Source organism: candidate division WOR-3 bacterium (assembly GCA_039801905.1).
Classification (GTDB): Bacteria; Hydrothermota; Tepidihabitantia; order Tepidihabitantales; family JBDRVQ01; genus JBDRVQ01.
Map to the genome: position 1 here is coordinate 17,210 of JBDRVQ010000007.1, position 22,927 is coordinate 40,136.

16 protein-coding genes are annotated in these 22,927 nt (G+C 44.2%); 6 read left to right on the forward strand and 10 right to left on the reverse strand.

Annotated elements, in window-relative coordinates:
• Positions 1 to 16 precede the first annotated feature (16 nt).
• From ABIL00_02270 to ABIL00_02305, 8 genes are read right to left on the reverse strand one after another with little or no spacing between them, the layout of a single operon-like run.
• Positions 17 to 478 (reverse strand): cupin domain-containing protein, encoded by a 462-nt coding sequence (locus ABIL00_02270; protein MEO0109596.1) that lies wholly within the window; start codon positions 476 to 478, stop codon positions 17 to 19.
• Entirely contained in the window at positions 478 to 897 is a 420-nt protein-coding gene (locus ABIL00_02275) for a ferritin-like domain-containing protein (GenBank protein MEO0109597.1), read from the reverse strand. Before ABIL00_02275 ends, ABIL00_02270 begins: the two co-directional genes overlap by 1 nt.
• Positions 898 to 918: 21 nt before the next feature.
• Complete coding sequence (locus ABIL00_02280; GenBank protein ID MEO0109598.1) at positions 919 to 2,097, reverse strand: FprA family A-type flavoprotein; 1,179 nt, start codon at positions 2,095 to 2,097, stop codon at positions 919 to 921.
• Positions 2,098 to 2,604: a flavin reductase family protein gene (locus ABIL00_02285; protein MEO0109599.1), complete on the reverse strand. Its 507-nt coding sequence runs from the start codon at positions 2,602 to 2,604 to the stop codon at positions 2,098 to 2,100. It lies immediately after the preceding gene.
• 51 nt (positions 2,605 to 2,655) lie between these two features.
• Positions 2,656 to 3,069 (reverse strand): DUF2703 domain-containing protein, encoded by a 414-nt coding sequence (locus tag ABIL00_02290; protein ID MEO0109600.1) that lies wholly within the window; start codon positions 3,067 to 3,069, stop codon positions 2,656 to 2,658.
• Positions 3,066 to 3,623 (reverse strand): GNAT family N-acetyltransferase, encoded by a 558-nt coding sequence (locus ABIL00_02295; GenBank protein ID MEO0109601.1) that lies wholly within the window; start codon positions 3,621 to 3,623, stop codon positions 3,066 to 3,068. The genes ABIL00_02290 and ABIL00_02295 overlap by 4 nt, the downstream gene beginning before the upstream one ends.
• Before the next feature lie 39 nt (positions 3,624 to 3,662).
• Positions 3,663 to 6,233 carry a hypothetical protein gene (locus tag ABIL00_02300; protein ID MEO0109602.1) on the reverse strand — a complete coding sequence of 857 codons (2,571 nt, stop codon included), beginning with the start codon at positions 6,231 to 6,233 and terminating at the stop codon, positions 3,663 to 3,665.
• A 15-nt stretch (positions 6,234 to 6,248) separates the two neighbouring features.
• The gene (locus ABIL00_02305) at positions 6,249 to 7,448 is read right to left on the reverse strand and encodes a T9SS type A sorting domain-containing protein (protein ID MEO0109603.1); all 1,200 of its coding nucleotides are present in this window, start codon (positions 7,446 to 7,448) and stop codon (positions 6,249 to 6,251) included.
• Positions 7,449 to 7,703: 255 nt separating this feature from the next.
• On the opposite strand from ABIL00_02305, the gene ABIL00_02310 reads away from it, so the two are divergent.
• Positions 7,704 to 8,765 (forward strand): DUF763 domain-containing protein, encoded by a 1,062-nt coding sequence (locus ABIL00_02310; protein MEO0109604.1) that lies wholly within the window; start codon positions 7,704 to 7,706, stop codon positions 8,763 to 8,765.
• Positions 8,766 to 8,811: 46 nt separating this feature from the next.
• On the opposite strand, the gene ABIL00_02315 is transcribed toward ABIL00_02310, so the two are convergent.
• Positions 8,812 to 13,668: a T9SS type A sorting domain-containing protein gene (locus tag ABIL00_02315; GenBank protein MEO0109605.1), complete on the reverse strand. Its 4,857-nt coding sequence runs from the start codon at positions 13,666 to 13,668 to the stop codon at positions 8,812 to 8,814.
• A gap of 96 nt (positions 13,669 to 13,764) precedes the next feature.
• The gene (locus ABIL00_02320; GenBank protein MEO0109606.1) at positions 13,765 to 17,265 is read right to left on the reverse strand and encodes a T9SS type A sorting domain-containing protein; all 3,501 of its coding nucleotides are present in this window, start codon (positions 17,263 to 17,265) and stop codon (positions 13,765 to 13,767) included.
• A gap of 599 nt (positions 17,266 to 17,864) precedes the next feature.
• Here ABIL00_02320 and ABIL00_02325 point away from each other — a divergent pair.
• From ABIL00_02325 to ABIL00_02345, 5 genes are read left to right on the forward strand one after another with little or no spacing between them, the layout of a single operon-like run.
• On the forward strand, positions 17,865 to 18,533 hold the full coding sequence (locus tag ABIL00_02325; protein MEO0109607.1) for an ATP-binding cassette domain-containing protein: 669 nt from the start codon (positions 17,865 to 17,867) through the stop codon (positions 18,531 to 18,533).
• Between the two features lies 1 nt (position 18,534).
• A complete protein-coding gene (locus ABIL00_02330; protein ID MEO0109608.1) occupies positions 18,535 to 19,395 on the forward strand; it encodes a permease-like cell division protein FtsX in 861 nt (286 codons plus the stop codon).
• 1 nt (position 19,396) lies between these two features.
• Positions 19,397 to 20,524 carry a peptidoglycan DD-metalloendopeptidase family protein gene (locus tag ABIL00_02335; GenBank protein MEO0109609.1) on the forward strand — a complete coding sequence of 376 codons (1,128 nt, stop codon included), beginning with the start codon at positions 19,397 to 19,399 and terminating at the stop codon, positions 20,522 to 20,524.
• 1 nt (position 20,525) lies between these two features.
• The gene (locus tag ABIL00_02340; GenBank protein MEO0109610.1) at positions 20,526 to 21,557 is read left to right on the forward strand and encodes a hypothetical protein; all 1,032 of its coding nucleotides are present in this window, start codon (positions 20,526 to 20,528) and stop codon (positions 21,555 to 21,557) included.
• Complete coding sequence (locus ABIL00_02345; GenBank protein ID MEO0109611.1) at positions 21,554 to 22,849, forward strand: B12-binding domain-containing radical SAM protein; 1,296 nt, start codon at positions 21,554 to 21,556, stop codon at positions 22,847 to 22,849. Before ABIL00_02340 ends, ABIL00_02345 begins: the two co-directional genes overlap by 4 nt.
• Positions 22,850 to 22,927 lie beyond the last annotated feature (78 nt).

Sequence of the window (22,927 nt, forward strand, 5' to 3'; positions counted from 1 at the left end):
CCTCTTATCCTCCTTTTTATTCCAACCAGACCAAGTCCACCGGTTTGGGCGCCTTAACCGAAAGGAAGATCACCGGCTCCTCACTTATATTCTCAAAGGAATGGGGAATATCCATCGGACCTTTTACCAAATCCCCTTCTTTCGCGATGATCTCCTTTCCCGCCACCTGGAATTTAACCTTTCCCCGAATGACAAAAAAGAGTTCATCGGTTGTCGGATGCTTATGTAATTTAACCTTCTTCCCAACCGGTAGATTATAGATATAAGGGGCAATTACGGAAAAATCGCCAAAGAAAGGGTTGACATCAACCTCTTTGCCGTAGGAGACCTTCTGTCCATAAAAGAGATGGAACTCTTCAAAATTCGGTTCCACCTCAATAAACTTCTCCTTCGGCGCCCCGCAATTCGGACATTTTTCCGGTGGTGCCAACCCTTTATGGATATAGCCGCAGACCGTGCAGCGCCAGAATCGGTTCATTAAAGTCCTCGCAAGAGACCGGTGAAGGTATCGTGGTGTTCTTCTTCGTCTGCTAAAATCTTCTTAAAGAGGTCGCAGGTAACATGGTCGTCTTCTTCGCAAGCGGTTTTAATTATCTCCTTATAGAGTTTTATCGCGCCTTCCTCATCCTTCACATCCTGCTTCAGCATATCCCTTAAGGTTTTGCCGACAAAAATCGGTTCCGGTTTCGTAGTCGGTTCGCCGCCGAGATAGACCAGTCGCTCCGCAATCATCTCCGCATGTTTCATCTCGGTGATGGCAATCTTTTTTAACTCATCTTTCACCGCAAAGCCCGGCACCCCTTCCCAGAGGACATGTTGCCACATATACTGAATGGCAACCTGGAGTTCTCGGGCAATTGCCAGGTTTAAGGAAGTAAGTAGTTTTTTAGAAGCCATAACTCCTCCTGTTTTTTATTTTCAACAAATTCCAATTTCTTTATGTTTTCTTAAAATCTCATCCGCCAATTTTTCCAAAGAAGAAAAATCTCCTTCCTTTGGATAACCCTTAACGAGCACTGGTTCCAGAAACTCAACCTTTAAGTTCCCCAGTGTCTCTTTAATCATCTCTACCATCTTGCCACCCCAACCATAAGAACCAAAAACTCCGGCAAACCGCACCTTCGGCTTTAAGGCATTAGTTAAATAGACCGCATAGAAAACCAAAGGATGGGAACCAGCTAGGACCGTAGGGGAAGCGATAACCAACGTCGCACAATCAACTAATGCCATCGCCAATTCCCCGATATCGGTCACTGTCAGATTGAAAGGCTTGACCGTCAATCCCCGGCGCATCAGAGCGGAAATAAAATAATCAACCAGCGCCTTGGTACTGTAATGCATTGAGACGTAAATTAAAACTACTTCGTTTGCCACTCGCTCGCTAACCCAATCCTTGTAGAGATTAATAATAAAATCGGGCTTGGGATAGACCGGACCGTGACTGGGAGCAATCAGACTGACCTCATATTTTGCCAACTTTTCCAGATGTTTCTTAATCGCACTTCGAAAGGGCATCATAATCTCCGCATAATACCGCTTCGCCGCTTGCGCCACACGTGGCTCATCTTTCACATAAAAATCGCTCGTTGCCAGATGGGAACCAAAGAAATCGCAAGAGAAAAGAACCTTATCTTCCCTTAAATAACTGACAATCGTCTCGGGCCAGTGAACCCAAGGGGTAGAGAGAAACTCCAAAGTCTTCTCTCCCAAAGATAAGGTATCACCATCCTTTACCACTAAAAAACGCTCCTTGGGCACAGAGAGTAAATCAGAGAGCATCTCCTGGCACTTCTCACTCCCCACCACCTTTGCCTCGGGATATAAAGCCAAAATATCGGGAATTACTCCGGAATGGTCCTGTTCCGCATGGTGGGCGATAAGGTAATCAATCTTCTTGATCCCCAATTCTTTCAAATTACCAATTAACTCCTCTCTTTTTCTTGGGTCAACGGTGTCAATCAGGGCAATCTTCTTATCCCTAATCAAATAGGCATTATAACTTGTTCCCTCCGGTAAAGGGATTAACTCATCAAATAGCCTCCTATCCCAATCAATCGCACCCAAGCCGAAAATATTAGGCTTTAACTCCCAAACCATTTAACCTCCCGTATAAGTTGGTGCGGTCTTTGGTGATTTCCCTTTCTTCACCTTATAGTAATAGGCATAGGTCAAAGGTTCTCCTTCCTTAATTATCTCACCTTCAATCACTTTCCCAAGAAAAAGGGTATGGGTTCCGCAGTCAAAACTATTGACCACTTCTGCTTCTAAATAGGCAAGGGTATTTTCCAAAACGATCGGTGCCCCGGTCTTCCCTAATTGATAAGAGACTCCAGAAAACTTATCAACATCCCGGCCGGACTTAAAACCGAACTTACCGATGAAAGGGAAGGGGGTCTCTTGTGCCAAAACCGAGACCGTAAAGACCGAACTCTCCCTAATATACTGGTGGGTCAGGTTCTCCTTATTGATACTCACCGCAATCGTTGGTGGTTGGGCAGTTATCTGAAATACGGTATTGGCAATCTGCCCATTAATCCTTTCCCCTTTCTTAGAACCGATAATATACATCCCGTAACTAATCTGGAAAAGGGCTTGTAAATTCATAAAGAGAATTATAAAAGATTTAAGAAGTTTGTCAACGAAAATTCCCCTATTTTATTCCTTTTTAATCTTATTCTTCCCCAACCAATTGTGAACCGCATCAAGCCCCGCTTTAATAATCAGCACCGAAGGGATTATTTCGTATTCCTCTTTTTCCACTTTGATTGTCCGACACTCCTCCGTTCCGCAAACCTCACAGCAAGAACTTTGCCCAACCTCCCCTTTAAGATAATCTTCTATCGGTCGGTTATTAATCCATAAGCGATTTGACTTAAGGGGATTCTTTTTGAACTCTGCTAAGGAAAGCCCCTCCTTCTTTAAGGAAACTTTAACCCCCAAGGGTATGAGCAATTTTCGGAGAGTGGCGATTGCCTTATTAATCTCCTTCTCCGTCCCTTTACATCTCGGGCAAGTTTTCCCTTTAACGACTAATCTCTGCCATTTAATATTTAAGATTTTCTTCTTCATAGATCTAATTTCAAAAGGGGAAATTCTTTATCATCTTTATATATCCGAAATCCGTTCCTCAAATAAAACTCAACTGGTCCGGAAGGGTTCTCTTCCTTTCCCTTTCGGGCAAAGGCTTCTAATGCCTTCACCTTTCTTTTCTCCAAATCGGCAATTATTCTTTTAAGGATTTCTCTGCCGATTCCCAACCGCCTATACTCCTTTTGGGGAATAAAAAGGCAAGAGAGCAATACCGCATCCTTACTCGGTTTTATTGGATAACTAAACGCCTGGGGTAAAAATTCCGGTGGGGCGTATTGGGCATAGCCTACTGGTTTTTCATTTAGATAGGCAATCATTCCGCAGTTGCCAAAGACCATTCTTGTCTCTCTTAGCCAATTTAACTTCTTTTCTCTCATCTCTTCCTTCTTCTCTTTCTTCGGGTCAAGACATCCTTTAGGAAACTCCCAATAGAGACAATACTGACCACTGAAAGGATGACTAGGCCATTCTGGGCCATTGCTTAAATTCTTTTCCTTAAGTTCGGCAATTTCCAGCGACATCCCTATCTTCATCCACAAAAACAAAAATCCTCAAAAGATATCGCCAAGGAACTATTTGTAGATTACCTTCTCCCTAACAATTGATTCCTTTTCTCCACTCCTAACGATTAATAGATAGACACCAGAAGATAATCCTTCTTCCTTTCCATCCCAGATAACTTTCTCCCCCGATTCTAAATTGAACTCTTTAACCTTTCTTCCTAATGGGTTATAAACAATAACTTCTCCTTTCTCCCTTCCCCACCAAGAGATAGAGAAATAATTACCAACTGTTGGAAAGACCTTAAAAATTTCCCTTCTTTGACCAAAGGCTCCTTCTTCTATCCCCGGAATTTCATCCCTTATCACCAACAATTTGCTTTTCTCGTATACCTTCACATAAAGCCGGTTTAACTCTGGATACCACACCTTAGTATCCAACTCTATATTCTCGCTATATCCTTGGGGATATTCCCAAATTATTTTGTTTGTCCGACAGTCTAAAGCCTTTATTCCAAACAACCCGTAATATAGTTTGTTATTTATCGGATTCCAAAAGAGGCCAACAATTATACTGCTTTCAATCCTTCCTATCACCCGATTACTCTCTAAATCAAAAATCTTTATCGTGTCTTCTGACTCATAAGTGGCGAGGTAAATTCGGTTGTCAATTGTATCCAAGGCAAGGAAAAGACCATGGGCGCCTCGGATGTAACGGATTATGCTATCCTGAAAGCCGTCAATGATGAAGAGACCGCGGAATAGACGAGCGGTATCAACCCTCATCGGTTCTATTCTCCTTGCTTGGAATAAATCGCAAGTCGGCAAACCATCCGAGATATAAATTCTTTCATTCCTTGGGTCATACCCAATATCACCCTGGATATTCTCAAACACCTTTATCACTTGATGAGTAACCCCATCAATAACCCGAGTCCTCCCTCGTTCGCCACCACTAACCCCCATATATACCTTATTTGTCGCAGGACTATAACTAATGCTAAAGGTTCGGTAACCGGTAAAAATCTGGTCAATCACCATATCGGTTGAACAATCTATCACATAAGTATAAGGGTCACCAGTAGGAGCAGGGGGTGGGTAGGCAAAAATTTTATTTAAGCCATCCAAATAGAGAAGTCTCCGAAAAGTGGGGATACCGGTGATTACTGTTAAGAGGCTATCGGTATTCCCATCCAGCACAATTATCGGTCCCCCACCACAAGAGAGATAAACTTTATTCATTCGGGTAGAAACTCCTCCGTAACCAATCCCCCGGGGTCCAACATAATCCCGAAAGTTGGCGTATCCCAAAGAGCGATTTCTCTGCACATCAAATACCGAAACTATGGGAAAGGATGGATCAGTAGCATAAAGTTTTCTTGTTAGGGGGTTAAGTATCAAATCATAGGGACCACCTTGACTCACCCCCAAATAAATCTCTTTTATATGTTCTTGGGATTGGCAATCAATAATTCCTAAAAGTTGGTTCACAAAATATACCTTATCCCGGAGAGGATGGTAGAAACAGGGGCGTCCTACATAAGAATCAGCATTACTGGGAATCCTTATGTAACCAATAATCTGGTTTGTTGCCCCATCAATAATCACCACCGAAGAATCATAATTGACAAAACAATACAGGACATTATGACGGGAGATATACTTTATTGATGTTAAACCCATCTGAAAAGGGATTATATCAACTTGAAGGGTGGTGAGGTCAACAACCTTCACTCGGTCATCGCGCTCCAGCCCACCACACATCAGATATAGTTTATTATTGGTCTGGTTATATTCTACAAGCGCCCCGGCTGGGCACAAATATGGCCCAAGACTAACCTCACCAATTATCTGATTCCTCTCACAGTCAAAAATCAATAGGAAGAACTCGTGGGGATTAGGGAAAGAATCACCGGCTGGGATGTAAATTCTATCACACCTCTCGTTCATAATAATATCCGGGAGGAGGAAGCGAGTTGGAGATATGGAATCTTCAATCCTTCCCGTGGCACCATCCAGAATATAAATTTTATTACGTGAGCTAGCAGTTAAGAAATAGTAAATCTTATTATTGATGGGATTCCATAAGAAAGGGGACCGCTCTAATTTCCACCACCCGCTCCAAATTTTGGTCTTGTATAAAACTTCATGGGTCGCCCCATCAATCACAAAAAAGGTAGTATCTAGTTCCGTCCGACCGATAGAGAGATAGACCTTATTTTCCCTTGGATTAAGGTCGAATGCCGCATAACCCCATGCCTCAAATGGTAATGGTATCTCCCTCACCAATCGCCGAGTAGCGCAGTCAATGATAGCAATAATATTTTTGGGGTGTTGATAAGCCGCATAGAGGCAATTATTGAGCGGATTATAAAAAATCCCCTCGCAGCAGGAGTAACGCCCCCGAACGACTTCAATTGGTGGTAACTTCTCATCACGCCCACAATCCAGAACCAATATCCGGTCACTAATGGTCCCATGGATGTAAAGTCTATCCCGAATGGAATCCCAAACCATCTGAGTGGCGAAATAGAAACCGCTAAAACTATCAGGAATGAATAACTCGGCCTCCCGGTATTGGGAGAATAAAGAAAAGGGGAGGGCAAAGAAGAGAAAATAAAAGAGAAGACCGCTTCTCTTCATCCCTACCCCCTTCCTTTAACGATAAATTGCTATTTTACCGGTCCGAGAGAAACCAGTTGATTTCAGTTTATAGAAATAGAGACCAGAAGGAAAGTTCCGATAATCCCATTTCCCCTCACCAATCACCGAAGTTCGGTATATAACCTCTCCCAGGCTGTTATAAATCTCTAATTGAGAATTGGGGTGGAAGAATTTCACCCACCTCGCCTTTTGGTCGCAAAGGACTAAAAATGATTTTTCCTCCCTTTTGTCAAAGGACGACTGGCCACCGCCAAAACCTTCTCCCTCCGGATAGAAGAAACCAAAGGTATCGGTATTATCGCCAAAAAATGCCCACATCCCTTCCATTAAATATCCGTAATACCTTAATGAACCATAGGCGAGACCAGAACCTAAATAAACCTTTTTTAATGGGTCGCTCGGGCGTGGACTCCAGGTGGTATCTCGTGTGAGATAGTCGTCAAAATCCTTAGTAGCATCTCCGCGAAGATAGTAAAGGGTCTCTACCTCGGTATTAGAAGGAAACCTTTCCGCACCAACCACACCTCGTGCTGCCAGTTGTAGACCAAAACCGGTACGATATCCCCACCGAGGTCTATTGACCCATTTATTATCTGAGATAATATATTCCTTCAAATTCGCTCCGTTCACTGTTGCGCTGACAATAACATACATTGATTTCCGGCCTGGGTCGTATGCCATTTGGGAAGGAGACTGAGATGGACTCCCACTTGGTTTTAACCTTTCCCACCAAGTGATTGGAGTTTGAATGAGTGGGATATAAGGGTAATGATATCGCCAGAATTGGTCGTCAGGATTATCCCGAAGATAGACCGAAACACAAGGATAGTCATTCCAAAATGTGTAGCCACCTGCTTCCAGAGAAACATAGTTGCTTGGATTAATTGGGATATCTTCTAAACGTTTCCAAAACTCACCATCTATATTGTAGACCCAAAACTCCCTATTGTTCTCTCCCTTTATCACAAAGATGAGATTTTGCCAGGAGGCAGGAATTGAGTGGAAAGCAAGGCTCACTCCGGTATTTATCGGACTTCCCGGAAGAGAAGGCAATTCAATCCACCTTGGGAACGGTTGGTTATAAATAATATTGCAGTCCAAGTAATAAAATCGGTTCCTATTGGTCTGCTCGTCGTAGAATAGGGCATAAATCCTTCTGTAAGGATGGATGGCTGTTGACTCAGTGGCAATCATCGCACTTCGGAAGGTTTGGCGATGTGGGGTTGGTTCAAAATAGTACCACTCTCCATAGCCTAAGAGGCTGACTGGGATTAAAAAGAAAAAGATTGTATGTATGTATGTATGTATATTTACTCATAGTATCCTCCTCTTTCCATAAGATAAAATATTATACAGGGAAAATTTTATTTGTCAAGTATCCGGTTTTCATCAAAAATAATCTTAAAGATCGAGCACTTGATTTATTCCCTTAATCCCTTAAAATAAACTATGCGGCAGGTATTGGAACTTCCCCTCCATTACGGTAGCGCCCCTCCCTGGTTATTTGAGCGGATGAAAAGATTAGCCTCCGCCATCTTAGAGGTTATGGTAAGGGAATTCGGTCCTGAGGAAGTGATTAGGCGCCTTGCCGACCCTTTCTGGTTTCAAAGTCTTGGCTGCCTTTTAGGTTTTGATTGGCACTCTTCTGGTTTAACAACCACAGTCTGCGCCGCCTTAAAAGAGGCGGTCAAGGGCAAAGAGAAGGATTTCGGAATTATCATTGCTGGTGGTAAAGGGAAGACTTCCCGCAAGACCCCTGAGGAATTGAGAGGGTATGGAGAAAGGTTTGGCATGAAAGCGGATGAATTAATCTTTGCTTCCAAAATCTCCGCCAAAGTAGATTCTGCTGCTTTGCAAGATGGTTATAACTTATACCACCACACATTCATCTCTACCCTAAAAAATCAATGGGCGGTAATCCAACAGGGGATGAACGAAGAGACAAGAAAGGCGAGGAGATACCATTGGCTAAAAGAAGACCTAAAAGACTTTGTTTGCGAACCCCATAAGGCAATAATCTCCGAGGCGAAGGGTTCTGCTTTGAATATGGTTGCCCAAGAGAGTGAAAACGCAAGAAAGGTTTCAACCTTAATCGCTTGCGACAATCCAGAAAGAACAATTAAGGAATTGAGTAAAATTCTCCAATTACCAGACAGGCATTTCTTAACTAAAGAAGATATTTCACCAAATAGAATAAAGAAGATTTTATTAAAGACCTATAACAATCCCCCGAAGGATTTTCTCCAATTATTAAAGACCGAAGGGGTTGGTCCAAAAACGATTCGCGCCTTAGCCTTAATCTCCGATGTCATTTATGGCGCCAAACCAAGTTATACCGACCCCTTTGTCTATTCCTTTGCCCACGGGGGCAAGGATGGTTATCCCTATCGGATAAAAAAAGAAGATTATGATAAGTCAATCAAAATCTGGGAAAGTGCCATAAAATTAGCCAAATTAGGCAGAGAAGAAAAACTCTTAGCCCTTCGCCGTTTAAGCCGGATGTTTCGTTAAAAAAAACCCCGCCCGAAAAGGGCGGGGTCTACTATTAAGGGAAGACTCACATCTTTATCACCTTTTTGGTGATTTTCTCTTTTCCGCTCTCCCACTGGAATAGATAAATTCCGGAAGGCAAAATTCTTCCTTCTTTTGTTCGCCAGTTCCAAACGAGATTTCCGTCTTTCGGTACCGAAATGGTAGTAATTAACCGACCATCTGTGGTAAAGAGTTTAACCTTATTTACCTCTTTACCGGTGGATGATAACTTAATTCGGATAAACTTACCCGCCGGATTGGGCGAAATCTCTAAGGCGAAAGGTTTCTTCACAATCTTCACCTCTTCTTCCATAATCCCCTTCGTCAGAAGTTCGAGTTGTAAATCAATATAGGCACCATAAGACCAGAATTCGGTTCTATTGCCACCCTTAAAGAGATAGACAATAGAATCAGAAGCGGTAAGGGCAGCTCCGGGTTTAACCTTCCTATTGTAAGGACCTTTCGGTATAGAATCTCTTGTGAGCCAGGTATCACGGATAATCTCATAAGAGAGAAATTCTAAGGAGTTGCCACCAAGGGCTAAATAGAGTTTATCAGAGAAGGCGGTAAGGCAGGCACCGGACCGAACCCGTTTGAAAGCGGGATAACCAACAACCTCTAAGGTCCGCCAGATATTATCCGCTACCACATAGCCATAAAACTCCTGGGTATTTCTTCCCTTCACTCCATAAATAATACCATCCTTTGCCGCCAGAGCCGAGCCGTAGCCAAGTCTTTTGAGATAACCACCAGCTGGAAAATCAGGCTTTGCCTCCCAATTGTCGGTTAAGGGATTATAAGACCAGAACTCAAGGGTATTCTCACCTTTTATCGCAAAGAGATGTTGTGATGTCTGGTCGTAAACTAAACTGGCACCTTTCCCTGGTCCTTTACCACTTGCCCCTTTCGGAATTGTGCAACACTCAACCCAACTCGTCTCGGTCGGGATACTATCGGTGAGGTCAAAGTAGTAGAAGTCCTGCCTTCTTCCTCCCTTAAAGGCATAAATCCTTCGCAAATTGGCATCGTAGGCTAAGGCGCAACCAAATTTTGTCTTGGTCCGACGCTTTAAGTATTTTGAGGAATCGGGCAGGGAAGGCATCATCAGCCAACTATCTTTTCTCGGGTCATATTTCCAGAACTCATTTGTATTATGCCCTTTTAAGGCATAGACATTACCTTCCGCATAAACCAGAGCCCCGGACTTCACCCTTCTCCCGGTATAGCCTCTTGGAATATCCGCTTCCTGTCGCCATTTCCGCAAAGTGAAGACTAAAGAGGCGGTATCATTCCGGAAGTTATAGTCCTCAGTGGAATAGGTAGAGCATCTCAAAAGATAATTCCCGGAGATTAAATTAAAGGAAGGAAAACTAATGGTTAAGGTCTCCCCGGGGAGAAGTTGGGTAGAAAGTGATTCCGCATAGTAGCGTTGTGTTGTATCCAGAGAGAAGATTTGAACTTTTGTCCAGAAGGTATCCGGAAGGGTTCCGAAATTTCCAACCCGCACCTTGGGCACTAAATTCCCAGGATAATCTTCTTTCCGCGGGGAAATAATTTTGGCAATTCCCGCATCCTGGAAGAGCCGATAGAACCTAACCGCCCGACCATTAGTTAATAGATTCCCCGGATATTTATGTCTCCCTTCACCGTAGAGATATTCTAAGGCAACGCCACCGGTCGTATCTTCAATCCCCACTGTGGCGCTCCTCCCTTGGTCATACCTTTTCTCACCGGTTAGGACATCAAGATACTGGAAGGTGATGGTCCCGTTCTCATCTAAGATAACTTCAAAGGAGATACCCGCTTCTGGGTCAGAATAATTTGTTCCTTTTCTCTTCACCCGGTCCCAGATAATTACCACTTTACGCAGTGGCGCTTCACCTATTACCTTATAACCAATCCGACCACCACCAAAATCCCGGCCGATGATTAAATCATCCCAATAGGGATAGATGGCACCGTTCGGGGAAGAAGGACTGGGAATACCGGAATTATTCGGGGCTAAAACCGCACCGGGTAAGAAAGAAAGCCAGCCATCAACTGAGACCCGGAGATAAGTATAGGAAGTGTCATAAAATCTAAAGGGGAAAGGTAAACCACCGGGTAAGTCAACACTTGCCCCATCACCTTCGCTGATTAAGGTGAACATATCGGTTGTGTCAATCCAAGAAAAGACCGGTCCCTCGGTCGTATCGGAATCAATCCAGAAATGGCGATAAATCCCATGGTCGGGACCACCGGTAAAGTAGGCGGGATAAATATAAATTTCTTTCGTTGTGGTATCATTTTCCAAAACCATATCCGCCGGGAGAATTGTCCTCACTCGGATAAAATACCTTCCCGGTGCCGGAGGGATAAATGGACTAAACTCCACCATCTCCCCACTAAAAGTGGGAAGGCTTTCCGAAACTAAAGACTTATTCTCAGACATAATCACATTTCCTAAGACATCATAGACCGTACAGGCAACAACCACTGGGTCGGGTAAGAGGGCAGGATATAAAGTCAGATTCCCATAATTCTCAATCCGGGCGGAGATGGGAAACTCCTTTCCTAAGGGTCTCAAAACCAATTCTCCTCTTGGCTTAAAGACAAAGACCGCCTTAAGGTCGGAATCTGCCAGAACCGGTTCCTGGAAATCAACCGTTGCCCTGATCATCCAATCACCCGGTGTGGTATCTTTATTATAGAGAGAATCCGAGAATAAGAAATAGTAGCGATTCCGGGCAATCGGATTCCGGGCGATATCCCGATAGAGTTGGGGACCAGAAGGATAATCTCGTGCCAAGAGATAAAAGAGATAAAAGCCACCTTCCTTAATCGTTAAGTTTTTATCTCGCAAATCAATCACATTCCAACCCGGGGAAACCCCAAACTCTTCGGATTCGTAAAGGATTGTCCCCGGAGAAGAATCAATCCCGTCATCGGCTAAGATGCGAACCTTAAACCGATTGGGTAAAGTGTCATCTGCCCGGAAATAGAAATGGGCATAGGAAATTTTATAGGGGAAGTATTCCGGGATAAAACGAACCCCAATTCCCTCATCGGCAAAATAGAAGAAAGTGTCCCGCACCGGAACCGAATCGTCATAGAGATAGGTCGCAAGATAATTGACTGTAAAGTTACGGGCAATGGAATCGTTCGTTGGATTCTCATCAACCGTATCTACCAGAGCGGTCCAGAATCTCACCCCGTATTCGCCACCAGTGGTAGCAAATCCCGGAAAAGTAAGTCTCAAAGTCTCAAGTGGCGGCAAAGGGTCAACTGGTAGAATACTTTCTAAGTAGACCTCAGTTCCTAAGGTATCGCCTTCATAAATGCCGCAATAGACCTTAACCATTTGGGAATCTAAACCGAAATTCTTCACTAAGACCTCCGGATAAACCATATCCGGTAATTCTAAGGGTTTTGGTCTTATAATCTCACTAATCCCAACATCATTGGGGAATACCTCATCACCATAAATCATCACATTATCCAGACACCACCAGTAGATTCCCCGGACATCACCTTCAAAGACCCAAGCAAACTTCACATCTTCCTTATAATCTGCCCAATCCAAACGAAATACCTCTACCCCGGGACCGAAAGGTTCTTTATATTCCCGAATTAGATAGGTATCCGGACCAGCAAAACCGATAATCTTTGCCTTGTATCTCGTTGTATCATCGGGTCGGAAATAAGTGGAACACCTTAAAAAGAGGTTAGACATATCAGAAAAATCAAAGGTTGGTGAGATTAGAGAATCCGGGGCATCATCCGAGGTGTAATAGACAATCGCCGCATAGGGCGTAGAATTTGCGGTCCAGGGAGAAGAAGCCCCATCCCTTCTGTGCCAATCCGAAGTTGAGGTATCGCCGGTCCAAGTGATCCGCCAGCCTGGTGGCGGAGAAACGGTTGACCAGGGGATATTGAAATCCTCCCGATACCGACGGTAAACACCAAACTTCTTTCTTTTTCGGTTATTACTCTCGTTTTGGTCAAGACTATAAAGGGTGGAACAAATCCCTCTAAACCAACCCCGCAAAGATAATTCAAGCGGGGCAAACTCTTGAAGGAGCGAATCACCGGCATTAAGACTTATATCCTGAGTATCTAAGTAGATAATAGAATCATAAGAGATACTCCTCACCCGGAAGAGGACGCGGAAATTGGCATCTTCGGTGCCATAATTTTTAATCCAAGCCTGAGGGGTAACAATAGTTCCGGAATCAAGAATTCCGGTCGGTGCCACGATTGACTTCACCCCGACATCATGAAGGGTATAATAAATTCTTAATACCGGTGGTCTTGTGCTCTCTCGGGGACGAAAACGGATATAATCGCCAATTAAAACCTCGCCCACCTCCAGTCGGTTTGGGTTATTTTCCGGTAAGGAAGGGGGAACGACAAAAGTCGGGTCATCCGGGTCCTTTAACTTAAAAGAAACAAATTGATTTCCCACGCTGTGGTCAACCAAGACGATATCCTTCACATCAACCGATTTTGTCCAGTCATTTGCCACCATCCCGAAACCTGAGGTCTGGTCAATCTGATTAGAAGTTGGGATATTCCAGATGTGATGAGCAGAATCGTCTTCGGTCCAGGTCTGGGAATTGACATTCCAGAAGGTAATATCCCCATCCCAAGTCCCAAGAACATTAGTAACATAAACCAAAAGGAAGGCGGAATCAATCAGGCAATTTTCCGGTAGGGGGGAGATATCAAACTTCAAAAAGGCATTTGCCCCTTCCCCACCACCATAGGAGATAATGTGGACATCATCGGTTGGGTTCAATTCTAAAAGGTAAGAAGTATTGCCTTTTATCGGTAAAAAGAGAAAGGCGAAAGATAAAAAGAAAAGAGAAAACTTTTTCCAACTAAAAGAAAAAAGGTTAGCCATTTTTCCTCCTTAAACAACTATGCACTTCGCTATCCATCTTTTTCCAAAAAGCGAATCGCACCAATAATTATAAGATAAAATCCTATTTTGTCAACTTTATTTCACCACAATCAATTTTCGCTCTTCCCTTCTCTTATTATCTTTATCGCGGAGTCGGAGCAAATAGACACCCGCCGGCAATTTTTCCACTCGGAACTCCCCCCTCTCCGTCTCTTCTTTATAAAGAAGTGCGCCGAAGGTATTATAAACTTCCAAAATGACCTTCTCCCCTCTTGGGAGATGGTAATAAACCTTAATCGAACCTTTTGTCGGATTCGGGAAAATCCGAATTATCTCCTTTTGATTTAGAGAGATCGCTTCCGAACTTCCTTCTCTGGAATACCATTCCTCTTTCCCACCAATATACTTCCAGATGGAACTGGTATTATTTCCCTTCAATGCCCAGATCTCTTCTCCTGAGGCGACTAGCGCCCCACCACCTTTAACCCTCTTTCTCTCATCCGCCCTCGGAATTGTCTCCAAACCAACCCAAGAATCTTGGGTTAAATCATACATCCAGAACTCACCGGTATTGCCACCCTTGAAGGCAAAGATTTTATCACCCTTTGCCGTAAGTGCTGCCCCTTCCTTCACTTTCTTCTTCTTATTCACCTGCGGGTGATATAGAGGCATTGGTTTCAGAGTATCCCAGGAATTAGCACTTGGCGAATAGCGATAGAAGTTATTATAGTTATTTCCTAAGAGATAAATCTTTCCCTGATGTGCCAAGAGACAGGAACCGTCCTTAAAGCCTTTACTTCTTGGTGGCGAAGACAATTGCTCCCAATTTCTATTGGCGAGATTGAACCGATAGAACTCTGTGGTATTGGAACCCTTTAAGAGATAAATAAAATCCGAGAGATGGCAAACACCGGTTCCGCCTTTCAGACCCTTCTCCCCCAAAACCGGTGGCAACTCCTGCCAGATTGTCTCCCTTTGGCAATCGTAGCGGAAGAATTCCTTTGTGCCAGAACCCTTAAAGATATAAAGGAAACGCTCCCCATCCGAAGTGATACCACTTCCCTTCTTCACCTTCTTATTAGAATTACCAAGGGGTAGAGAATCTTCATAAATTGCCGAAGCCGAACCCGGAAGATAAGAGTAAAGACTTCTCGTATTATTCCCCTTTAAGATATATAATTTCCCGGCGCATTCGGTCATTCCCCCACCCGATTTTATCCTCTTTCCATCCGGATTAAGTGGCACCTGGCCCACCAAAACCCAACCCTGGGTTGGCACTCTCACCCGGAAGGAGACTATCTGTTTATCATTCAAATGATTCTGGTCAGTGGCAAGAGCGGTTGAGCATTGCCCGGTATATTCTCCAACTTGGGCATTCCATTCGTCAAATAAAACATCCCTTGCCTCATTGGGATAAATATCTGAGACATAGGAGGAATCATAATAGACCAACTCCTTCCCGGAATAAATCTTAAAATAGGTAAAGAAACTCTCCGGATAATGACCATAATTATAGACCTTTGCCTTTGGTCTTATTGGACCTGGAGAAATCTCGCCCCTCGGTCGGCTAATCTCCAAGACCCCAACATCATAAACCTGCGCCTCAACCAGAAAGATTCTCCCCTTAGCATCATTTTCCGGATTATTATCCCCAAAAAGGGCGGTGGAACATTTCGCCTGATAGAGAATTGGTCCGGTCGCATACCATTCGGAAAACTCCACCTCTAAGGTAGAATCCGGGAGAAGGGAGACCAATTGGGAATCAGAATAGACAAGATTACCAAGATGGATATTAATCGTGAAATAAACCCAAAACTCTTCTTGCGTCTCGCCGTAATTCTTGACCAAAGCCTTCGGTCGCAAAGGTCCTTGGGACTCGTAGACATAAGGTCTAATGATTGATTCCACACCAACATCTTTCACTAAACGGAGCACTTCTACGGAATCGGTCTTCTTATCATTTCCCCTTATCATATCCCGAGCCAGTTCCGTAGAACAAGAGACCGAATGAGCCCCAACTTCCCTTGCCTCCCAATTCGGAAAGAAAATCTCTTGGTAAGTTCCAGGTAAATGACCAGAGACCGAAGCGCTTTCGTTATAGAAATTACCAATCTTCAACCGAATTGAGTAATTTTCACTCCGGTTCCCATAATTATAAACCGAACATCGGGGCGTCACCACAACTCCGGAATCAATCTCTCCGGTTGGGGCAATAATCTTACTCACCCCAACATCCGAGACATAGACCATTAGAGAACCGGTGAGCCGGTTATTGGTTGGATTCAGATCGTAGGTGAATTCTGTTGAGCAACTAACTGGGTGATTTCCCCTGGGCAAATTACTGATTGAAGGAAAGGTAAGATATAATTTTTCTTGTGGATTATGGCTATTGACAATTCCCACCTGATTATAGAAATCACCAATTTTTAATCGGACCAAATAGGGACCTTCGGAAGTTGTGCCAAAATTATAAACGGTGCAGGCCGGAGTAAGAGAAGTTCCGGAGTCAATCTCTGGTGGGAGAACAAGAGAAAGAACACCAACATCCCGCACCCGAACCGAAAAAGAACCGGTCTTCTTATCATTTGTCCAATTCATATCCGTAGATAGTTCCGTAGAGCAGGAGACCGGATAACTTCCCCTTTGCCAATTGGCATTGGTTTGGGGAAAGGTGACATAAACCAACTGATTCGGACTATGGGAAGAGACATTAGCGGTTTGGTTATAGAAATTACCAATCTTCATCCGGACATTATAACTCACCGTATTTGTCCCATAATTAAAGACCGAGCAGGCAGGAGTGAAAACAGTTCCCGAATCAATAGTTCCTGCGGGTGCCACAATCTTTGTCACCCCAACATCATAAGGCAGAGAATAGTCAACAATCAGTTGAGGAGAATAAGGGGAATAAGTGTGATGGGCAAAACCAATCTCCCAAGTCAAAACCCCACTCGTCGGACCAGTGCCGCTATAACCAATCGCAAACCAATTGTCGCTTAAATGGTTCTGAAGGTCGGTCCGTGCCTGGGTACTAAGAGTTGCGGTATTCCAACCAGAAACCGTTGGCGTATACCCCCCATACAAAGGTCCGCTTCCGGCATCATTGTAAAGGGTGAGGGCATCCGCGGAACCAGAAGGGCGATTGGTCATCTGGTAAAGGTTAACATTTGGATAACTTCCTGTAATTTCCGTCCGGTAGGTGCGGCAGATAACATTATTAATTATCGCCCCATCAGGAATGGAACTGATATCCCACTCTACCCAACCCCGCTCTAATTCATAAGCGTCGGGATAATATTCTCCCCAATAGCCGCAGAAAAAGGCATTACGTACCGGTGTCGTCCATTTTATTGCTTGGTAAAGACTTCCCCAAAGGTAAGCTAGTTCCGAGAAACCACTAAAATTTGGTAAAAGGGTATCAGCTTCAGAGAGAAAACTTGGCTCGGCTTCAATCACTGCCCTGATTGTCCCATCGCCATTAGCATAATGCCGGGCATTGGCAGTTCTTATAATCTCCGTCCCTTTTGGTAAGTAGCCAGGATTAATTCCAGCAAAAACGAGACCAAAGAAAAAACTTAAAACTATTAACCTCTTCATAAATCCTCCAAACTAACCATTTATCTCTCCAATTATCTATTATACTAAAAAAAAGAAAAAAGTCAAGGATTTTTATAAAATGGAGTCAATCCGTAAGGGTTTTATTAAAACGGCTTCACAAAAGCCGAAGTCCTAAGTCCAAATTTTTACAAAATTCTTAGGAATTAACTCCTAATCTTTCTCCCCCCATTACGAGACCTTTCACGGGAAGGAAAAGGAGAGAAGAGGTCAGCCTCTAAAACAGCCATTTGAAGAAACCTTTCTCCCGAGAAGGAATTGGGAAGGAGACTATGAGAGGAACCAGGGAAGAGACTGGGGAAAGAAGCCCTATGAAAAATGGGGGGAAAATTAGAGAAGAAAATGCCCTTTTCTACCCCCAAGGGATGCCGTAGGGGGAACTGACCCCTATCTTTTTGGCAAAATACCTATAAGTTATTAAAAATCAATAACTTAAAAGATTTTAGACCCCGTAAAAAAGTTATCTCATCAGATAATTTTTTCTCAAAAAATTTCCTTCGCCAAAATCTTTTGCCGGGCGAATAAAAGAGGTTTTTGGAGGCAAAGGGTTGACTTGGAAGGGATATTTAGTAAAATGGAGAATGATTTCTTTTCAGGATGTAACGAAGGTCTATAGCAATTCCTGGGTGGCATTAAGGGATATTAATCTCCAAATCAATAAAGGGGAGTTCGTGTTCATCCAGGGTCCAACCGGAGCGGGAAAGACAACCATCCTCAAACTCATCTATCGGGAAGAACTACCAACCAGAGGGGAAGTCATGATCCAAAACCGAAAATTGAGAGAACTTTCCCCAAAGGAAATCCCCCACCTGAGACGCCATATCGGTATCGTCTTCCAGGATTTCAAATTGCTCTCCGACCGAACAGTTTACGAAAACTTAGAATTTGCCTTAGCGGCAATTAATTTCCCCAGGACGAGAATGGAGGAGGTAATTATTAAAACCCTCACCCAGTTGGGCATTGGAAATAAGATAGAAAATTATCCCCACCAACTCTCGGGTGGCGAACAGCAGAAGGTGGCGATTGCCCGGGCATTAGCCAAAGACCCCGAGATAATTTTAGCCGATGAGCCAACCGGTAATATTGACCCGGAATCAGCCGAAGAGATTATTAAAATCTTCTTAGAACTAGCCAATCAGGGAAAGACGGTAATTATGGCAACCCATAATACCGAATGGCCCAAGGTCTTAAAGAAGAGAACCGTAAAGTTAGTGGCTGGAAGAATCGTTGAAGATTTGATCCCCGGTTAAAATGGCTTTCCAATTTATTTGGAAAGAGACCTTACGGACAATAAAAACCTCCCGGCTCAACTTCTTCCTCTCGGCAATCGTCCAGGCCCTCTGCCTCCTTGTCTTTTTAATCTTCTTCCTCATCACCCTCAACCTCCTCTCTTTAGTCCGAAAGACCTACAACCGGATAGAGATTTACGCCTTCTTGGAAGATAACACTTCCTATCCAGAAGTGGCGGATAAGGTGTTCTTAATCGCCGGTGTGAAAGAGGTGCGTTATGTGTCAAAGGAGGAGGCACTTGAGGAATTGAAAGAGGACTTGGGGGATGAGGCCGGTATCTTATCCGGTTTGGAGAAAAACCCCCTCCCCAATTCCATCCGGATTAAATTGGAACAGACCTACCACTCCCGCCAAGCCTTAAAAGAGATAGAAGAGAAACTCTCCCGCATCCCCGGGATTAGGGAAGTCTGGTCGGGAAAAGAAGTTCTGGGGAAACTGGAAAGGTTCTTGCGCATCACTCTCATTTCCGACTTTGCCCTCTTAATCATCATTGGCATCGCTGTGATATTCATCATCTTCCAAAATATTGAAGCCACCTATCTCCAGCGCCGGCGGGAGGTTGAGATAATGCGGTTAGTGGGAGCGAGCGCCTCTTTAGTCTCGGCACCATTTTACTGTCAAGGTTTTCTCCAGGGGACATTGGGTGGTCTATTTGCCTTTCTCGCTCTTGCCCTTTTGGCTTACCTCCTCTCTTCTAATCTTTCCCTCTCTTTCTCTTTCCCTCTCTTACCGCTTCTCCTCCTCTCGCTCTTCCTCGGCGCCTTCTTGGGTATTGCCGGCTCTTATACCGCCCTCTCTCGGATGGGAGAAACCAGTAAGTGATATGAAATCTCTAACCTTCCTCTTTTTCTCCTTTTGGTTGATTACTGCTTTTTCCCAGGAGGTTGAGGAGTTTGAAAAAAAGAAGAGGGAATTGGAAGAGACGAAGCGAAAATTAGCCGAGATTGAAGGGAAGATCAAAACTTTGGAGAAGGAAGAGAAGAGTGTCTTAAAAAGAATTGAAGCGGTAGACGAAAAAATTTCGGTCACCCGAAAATATCTCCAGCAACTATCCAGTTTAATCAACTTAAAGGAAAAGGAGATTGCCGGGGTGAAAAGGGAAATCGTTCTCACGCAGAGGAAAATTAAGCAAAGCAAGGAAAATCTTTCTCAGCTCCTCTTTCTCTTCTATAAGATCAACCGCTTCCTCCCCTTAGAATTTTATCTGGAAGGAAAAAGTCTTCCGGCGATTTACCGGAAGGTAATCAACTTAAAATATCTGGGACGGGAGGGGAAGAGAAGTATTGAAGAACTCTCCCAATTAAAAAAGGAACTGGAGGTAAAAGAGAAGAAATTGCTCACCGCCCATCAGGAGTTGGCAAAGATGAAACAAGAAAAAGTGGCGGAGGAAAACTCCTTGAAAGGGACCAAAGAATTAGAGAAAAAGATTCTCTCCCGGGTGCGGATGGAGAAGGAGAAACAGGCGAGGATGGAAAAGGACTTGAAAGAGGCAAAAGCCCGATTAGAAAAAATAATTGCCGAATTGGAAAAACGCCGCCAGGCACGCCGTTTAGCCCCGGGCGCTCACTATTTAGAAATTATGAAAGGGAACCTCCCCTGGCCGGTAAAAGGAAGGGTAGTCTCTTACTTCGGCAGCCAATTACATCCCAAATATAAGACCCGGACCAAAAATACCGGGATTGATATTGAATGTGCGGTCGGCTCTCCGGTAAAGGTAATCGCCAAGGGACGGGTGGTTTATGCGGAACGATTTATGGGTTATGGGAATATGGTAATTGTTGACCATCGGGAAGGTTATTACACAATCTATTCTGACCTTTCCGAAATTCTGGTGACGGTTGGTCAGGAATTAGAAGGGGGCAATGTTTTAGGGAAGGCGAGCGAAAACCTCCATTTTGAAATTAGAAGGGAAGGAAAACCGGTTGACCCTTTGGAATGGTTAGGGAAATGAGATGGTCTTTGAAAATCTCTTAGGGAGTGAGAAGGTCTTTGCCCAGTTGAGAAGGTTGGGGGCAAAACCGTCTTTTCCTCCCCTCCTCTTCTGGGGAAGACCGGGGATTGGCAAGAGAACGACCGCCCTCTTATTCGCCCGGAGTTTAATCTGCGAAGAAGGGGGATGTGGCAAGTGTCGTTCTTGTCAAGAATTCAACCGCCTGGGCCATCCCGACCTCTTTTTAATTTTTCCCGCGCCCCCAAAAGGGAATGAGGACGAAAAATACCAAGAGACGATTCAACTTCTGAGGCGGCGTTATTCCCTTTACGAGAAAAGACCTAATCTCCCCCGAAACTATCTCATCCATTTAGAGGAGATTCATAATCTTTCGGCGGAGATGCGCTTTCCACCCCGGCGGGCAAAAAGGAGGGTGGTCTTGATAATTGATGCGGAGCGGTTGACTCAAGAAGCCGCCAACGCCTTACTCAAAACCTTAGAAGAGCCCCAACCGGCAACCCGCTTCATCCTCCTCACATCCCGTTTCTCCCTCCTACCCGCCACCATCCGTTCCCGCTGCCTCAGTATCTATTTCCCTCCTCTTTCCGACGAACTGATTGCTCGTCACTTATTGGAGATGGGTTACGAGGAGATTTTTGTCAAGAGGGCATTAGCCTTCGCCTACGGCAGCCTGCGCCGGGCTTTAGATTTTTTAGCCAACCCCTTCCCCATCCCCGAAGAGATTCTTGACCTTGCCCTCGCGCCCTCCCTTCCTGCTCTCTTAACCCTGATTGATGAAATTCGCCTTACCAACTGGGAAGAGACGGTCCAGAATCTCATCTTACTCTTCCATTCCCAACTATTAAAAAAGATTGGGCTGAAAGACTACGAAATCTACTATCCCGAGGGTTTCACAACGGAAGAATTACTCACCCGGATTGAAGCCCTCTTAAAACTGCAACCCGATTTGGAATATAACCTCAACCGACGCCTCTTTCTCTTTTCCTTCCTCAGTCTCCTTTTGAAAAAGAAGCGGGAGACGAATGAGAGGTGAAGAAGGCTCTCCTCGTCAACCCCTGGATTTATGACTTCAAGGCATTTGACTTCTTCCTGAAACCCCTCGGCCTTTTATACCTCGCTTCCTATTTAAGAAAGTTTAATTTCCAAATCTCCTTCCTTGATTGTCTTGACCGTTACCATCCCTTCCTTTCCGAAGGGAAAAAGCCGAAGGTTGATAGTTTTGGGCGAGGGAAATTTATCTCCCGTTTTATTCCGAAGCCTGTAATCTATCAAAACATCCCCCGGCGGTATAAAAGGTATGGGTTGCCGATTGAAGATTTGGAACGCACCCTTAACGAGATAGAGAGACCCGACTACATATTCCTCACCTCCATTATGACCTACTGGTATCCCGGGGTGATTGCTACCATTACCCTGCTGCGAAAGTATTTTCCCAAGACGCCCATCATCCTGGGTGGGATTTATGCCACCCTCTGCTTCTCCCACGCCCAAAAATTTTCCGGTGCCAACTTGGTAATTTCCGGTCCTTTTGAAACCGAACTCTATAAGTATCTCCCCGGACTGAAACCGATTCCCTTCTCAGAACTCCCTTTCCCCGCCTACGACCTATATAAAAAACTTGACTATGTCTCAATCTTAACCTCGCGGGGTTGTCCCTTCCGCTGCACCTATTGTGCGGTGCCGAGATTATTCCCCGAATTCCAATTTCGGAAAAAAGAGGAAGTGATCGCCGAGATTGATTACTACCGGGAATTGGGAATAAAAAATATCGCCTTCACCGATGATGCCTTATTATGTCATCCTGAGATAAAGACCCTCTTAAAAGAGTTAGCAAAGAAAAATTGGCCAATAAACTTCCACACCCCAAATGGCCTCCATCCCCGATTCCTTGACCGAGAGATTGCCCATCTCCTCTTTTCCGCCAACTTTAAGACCGTTTATCTCAGTTTAGAAACCGCTTCCCCTTCTTTACAGAAGAGAACCGGAGATAAGGTGAGAACCGAAGAATTTATCCGGGCAGTCCAATTTTTGCGAGAGGCAGGTTTTGACAAAGAGATTCATACCTATCTTATCTTCGGTTTGCCCGAGCAGACCCTTTCCGATATTAAAGAGAGCATTGACCTTGTCCTCTCCTTAGGGATTAAATGCCATCTGGCGGAATTTTCACCCATCCCCGGAACAGAAGAGTATAAAAAAATTGGTTTTGATGAAAAGACCGATCCCTTATATCACAATAACACTGCCCTTTTTTATCTCACAAAAAAGGAAGAATTCTTAAAGATGAAAACCTACCTCCAACAAAGAGACCGCTCAATCTCTTCTTAGGATTTTATATATTAAAGAAAAACGCCCCCGGAAAATCCGGGGGCGTCTCCTCTTAATTTTCCCCCAAGCCCCGCTCAA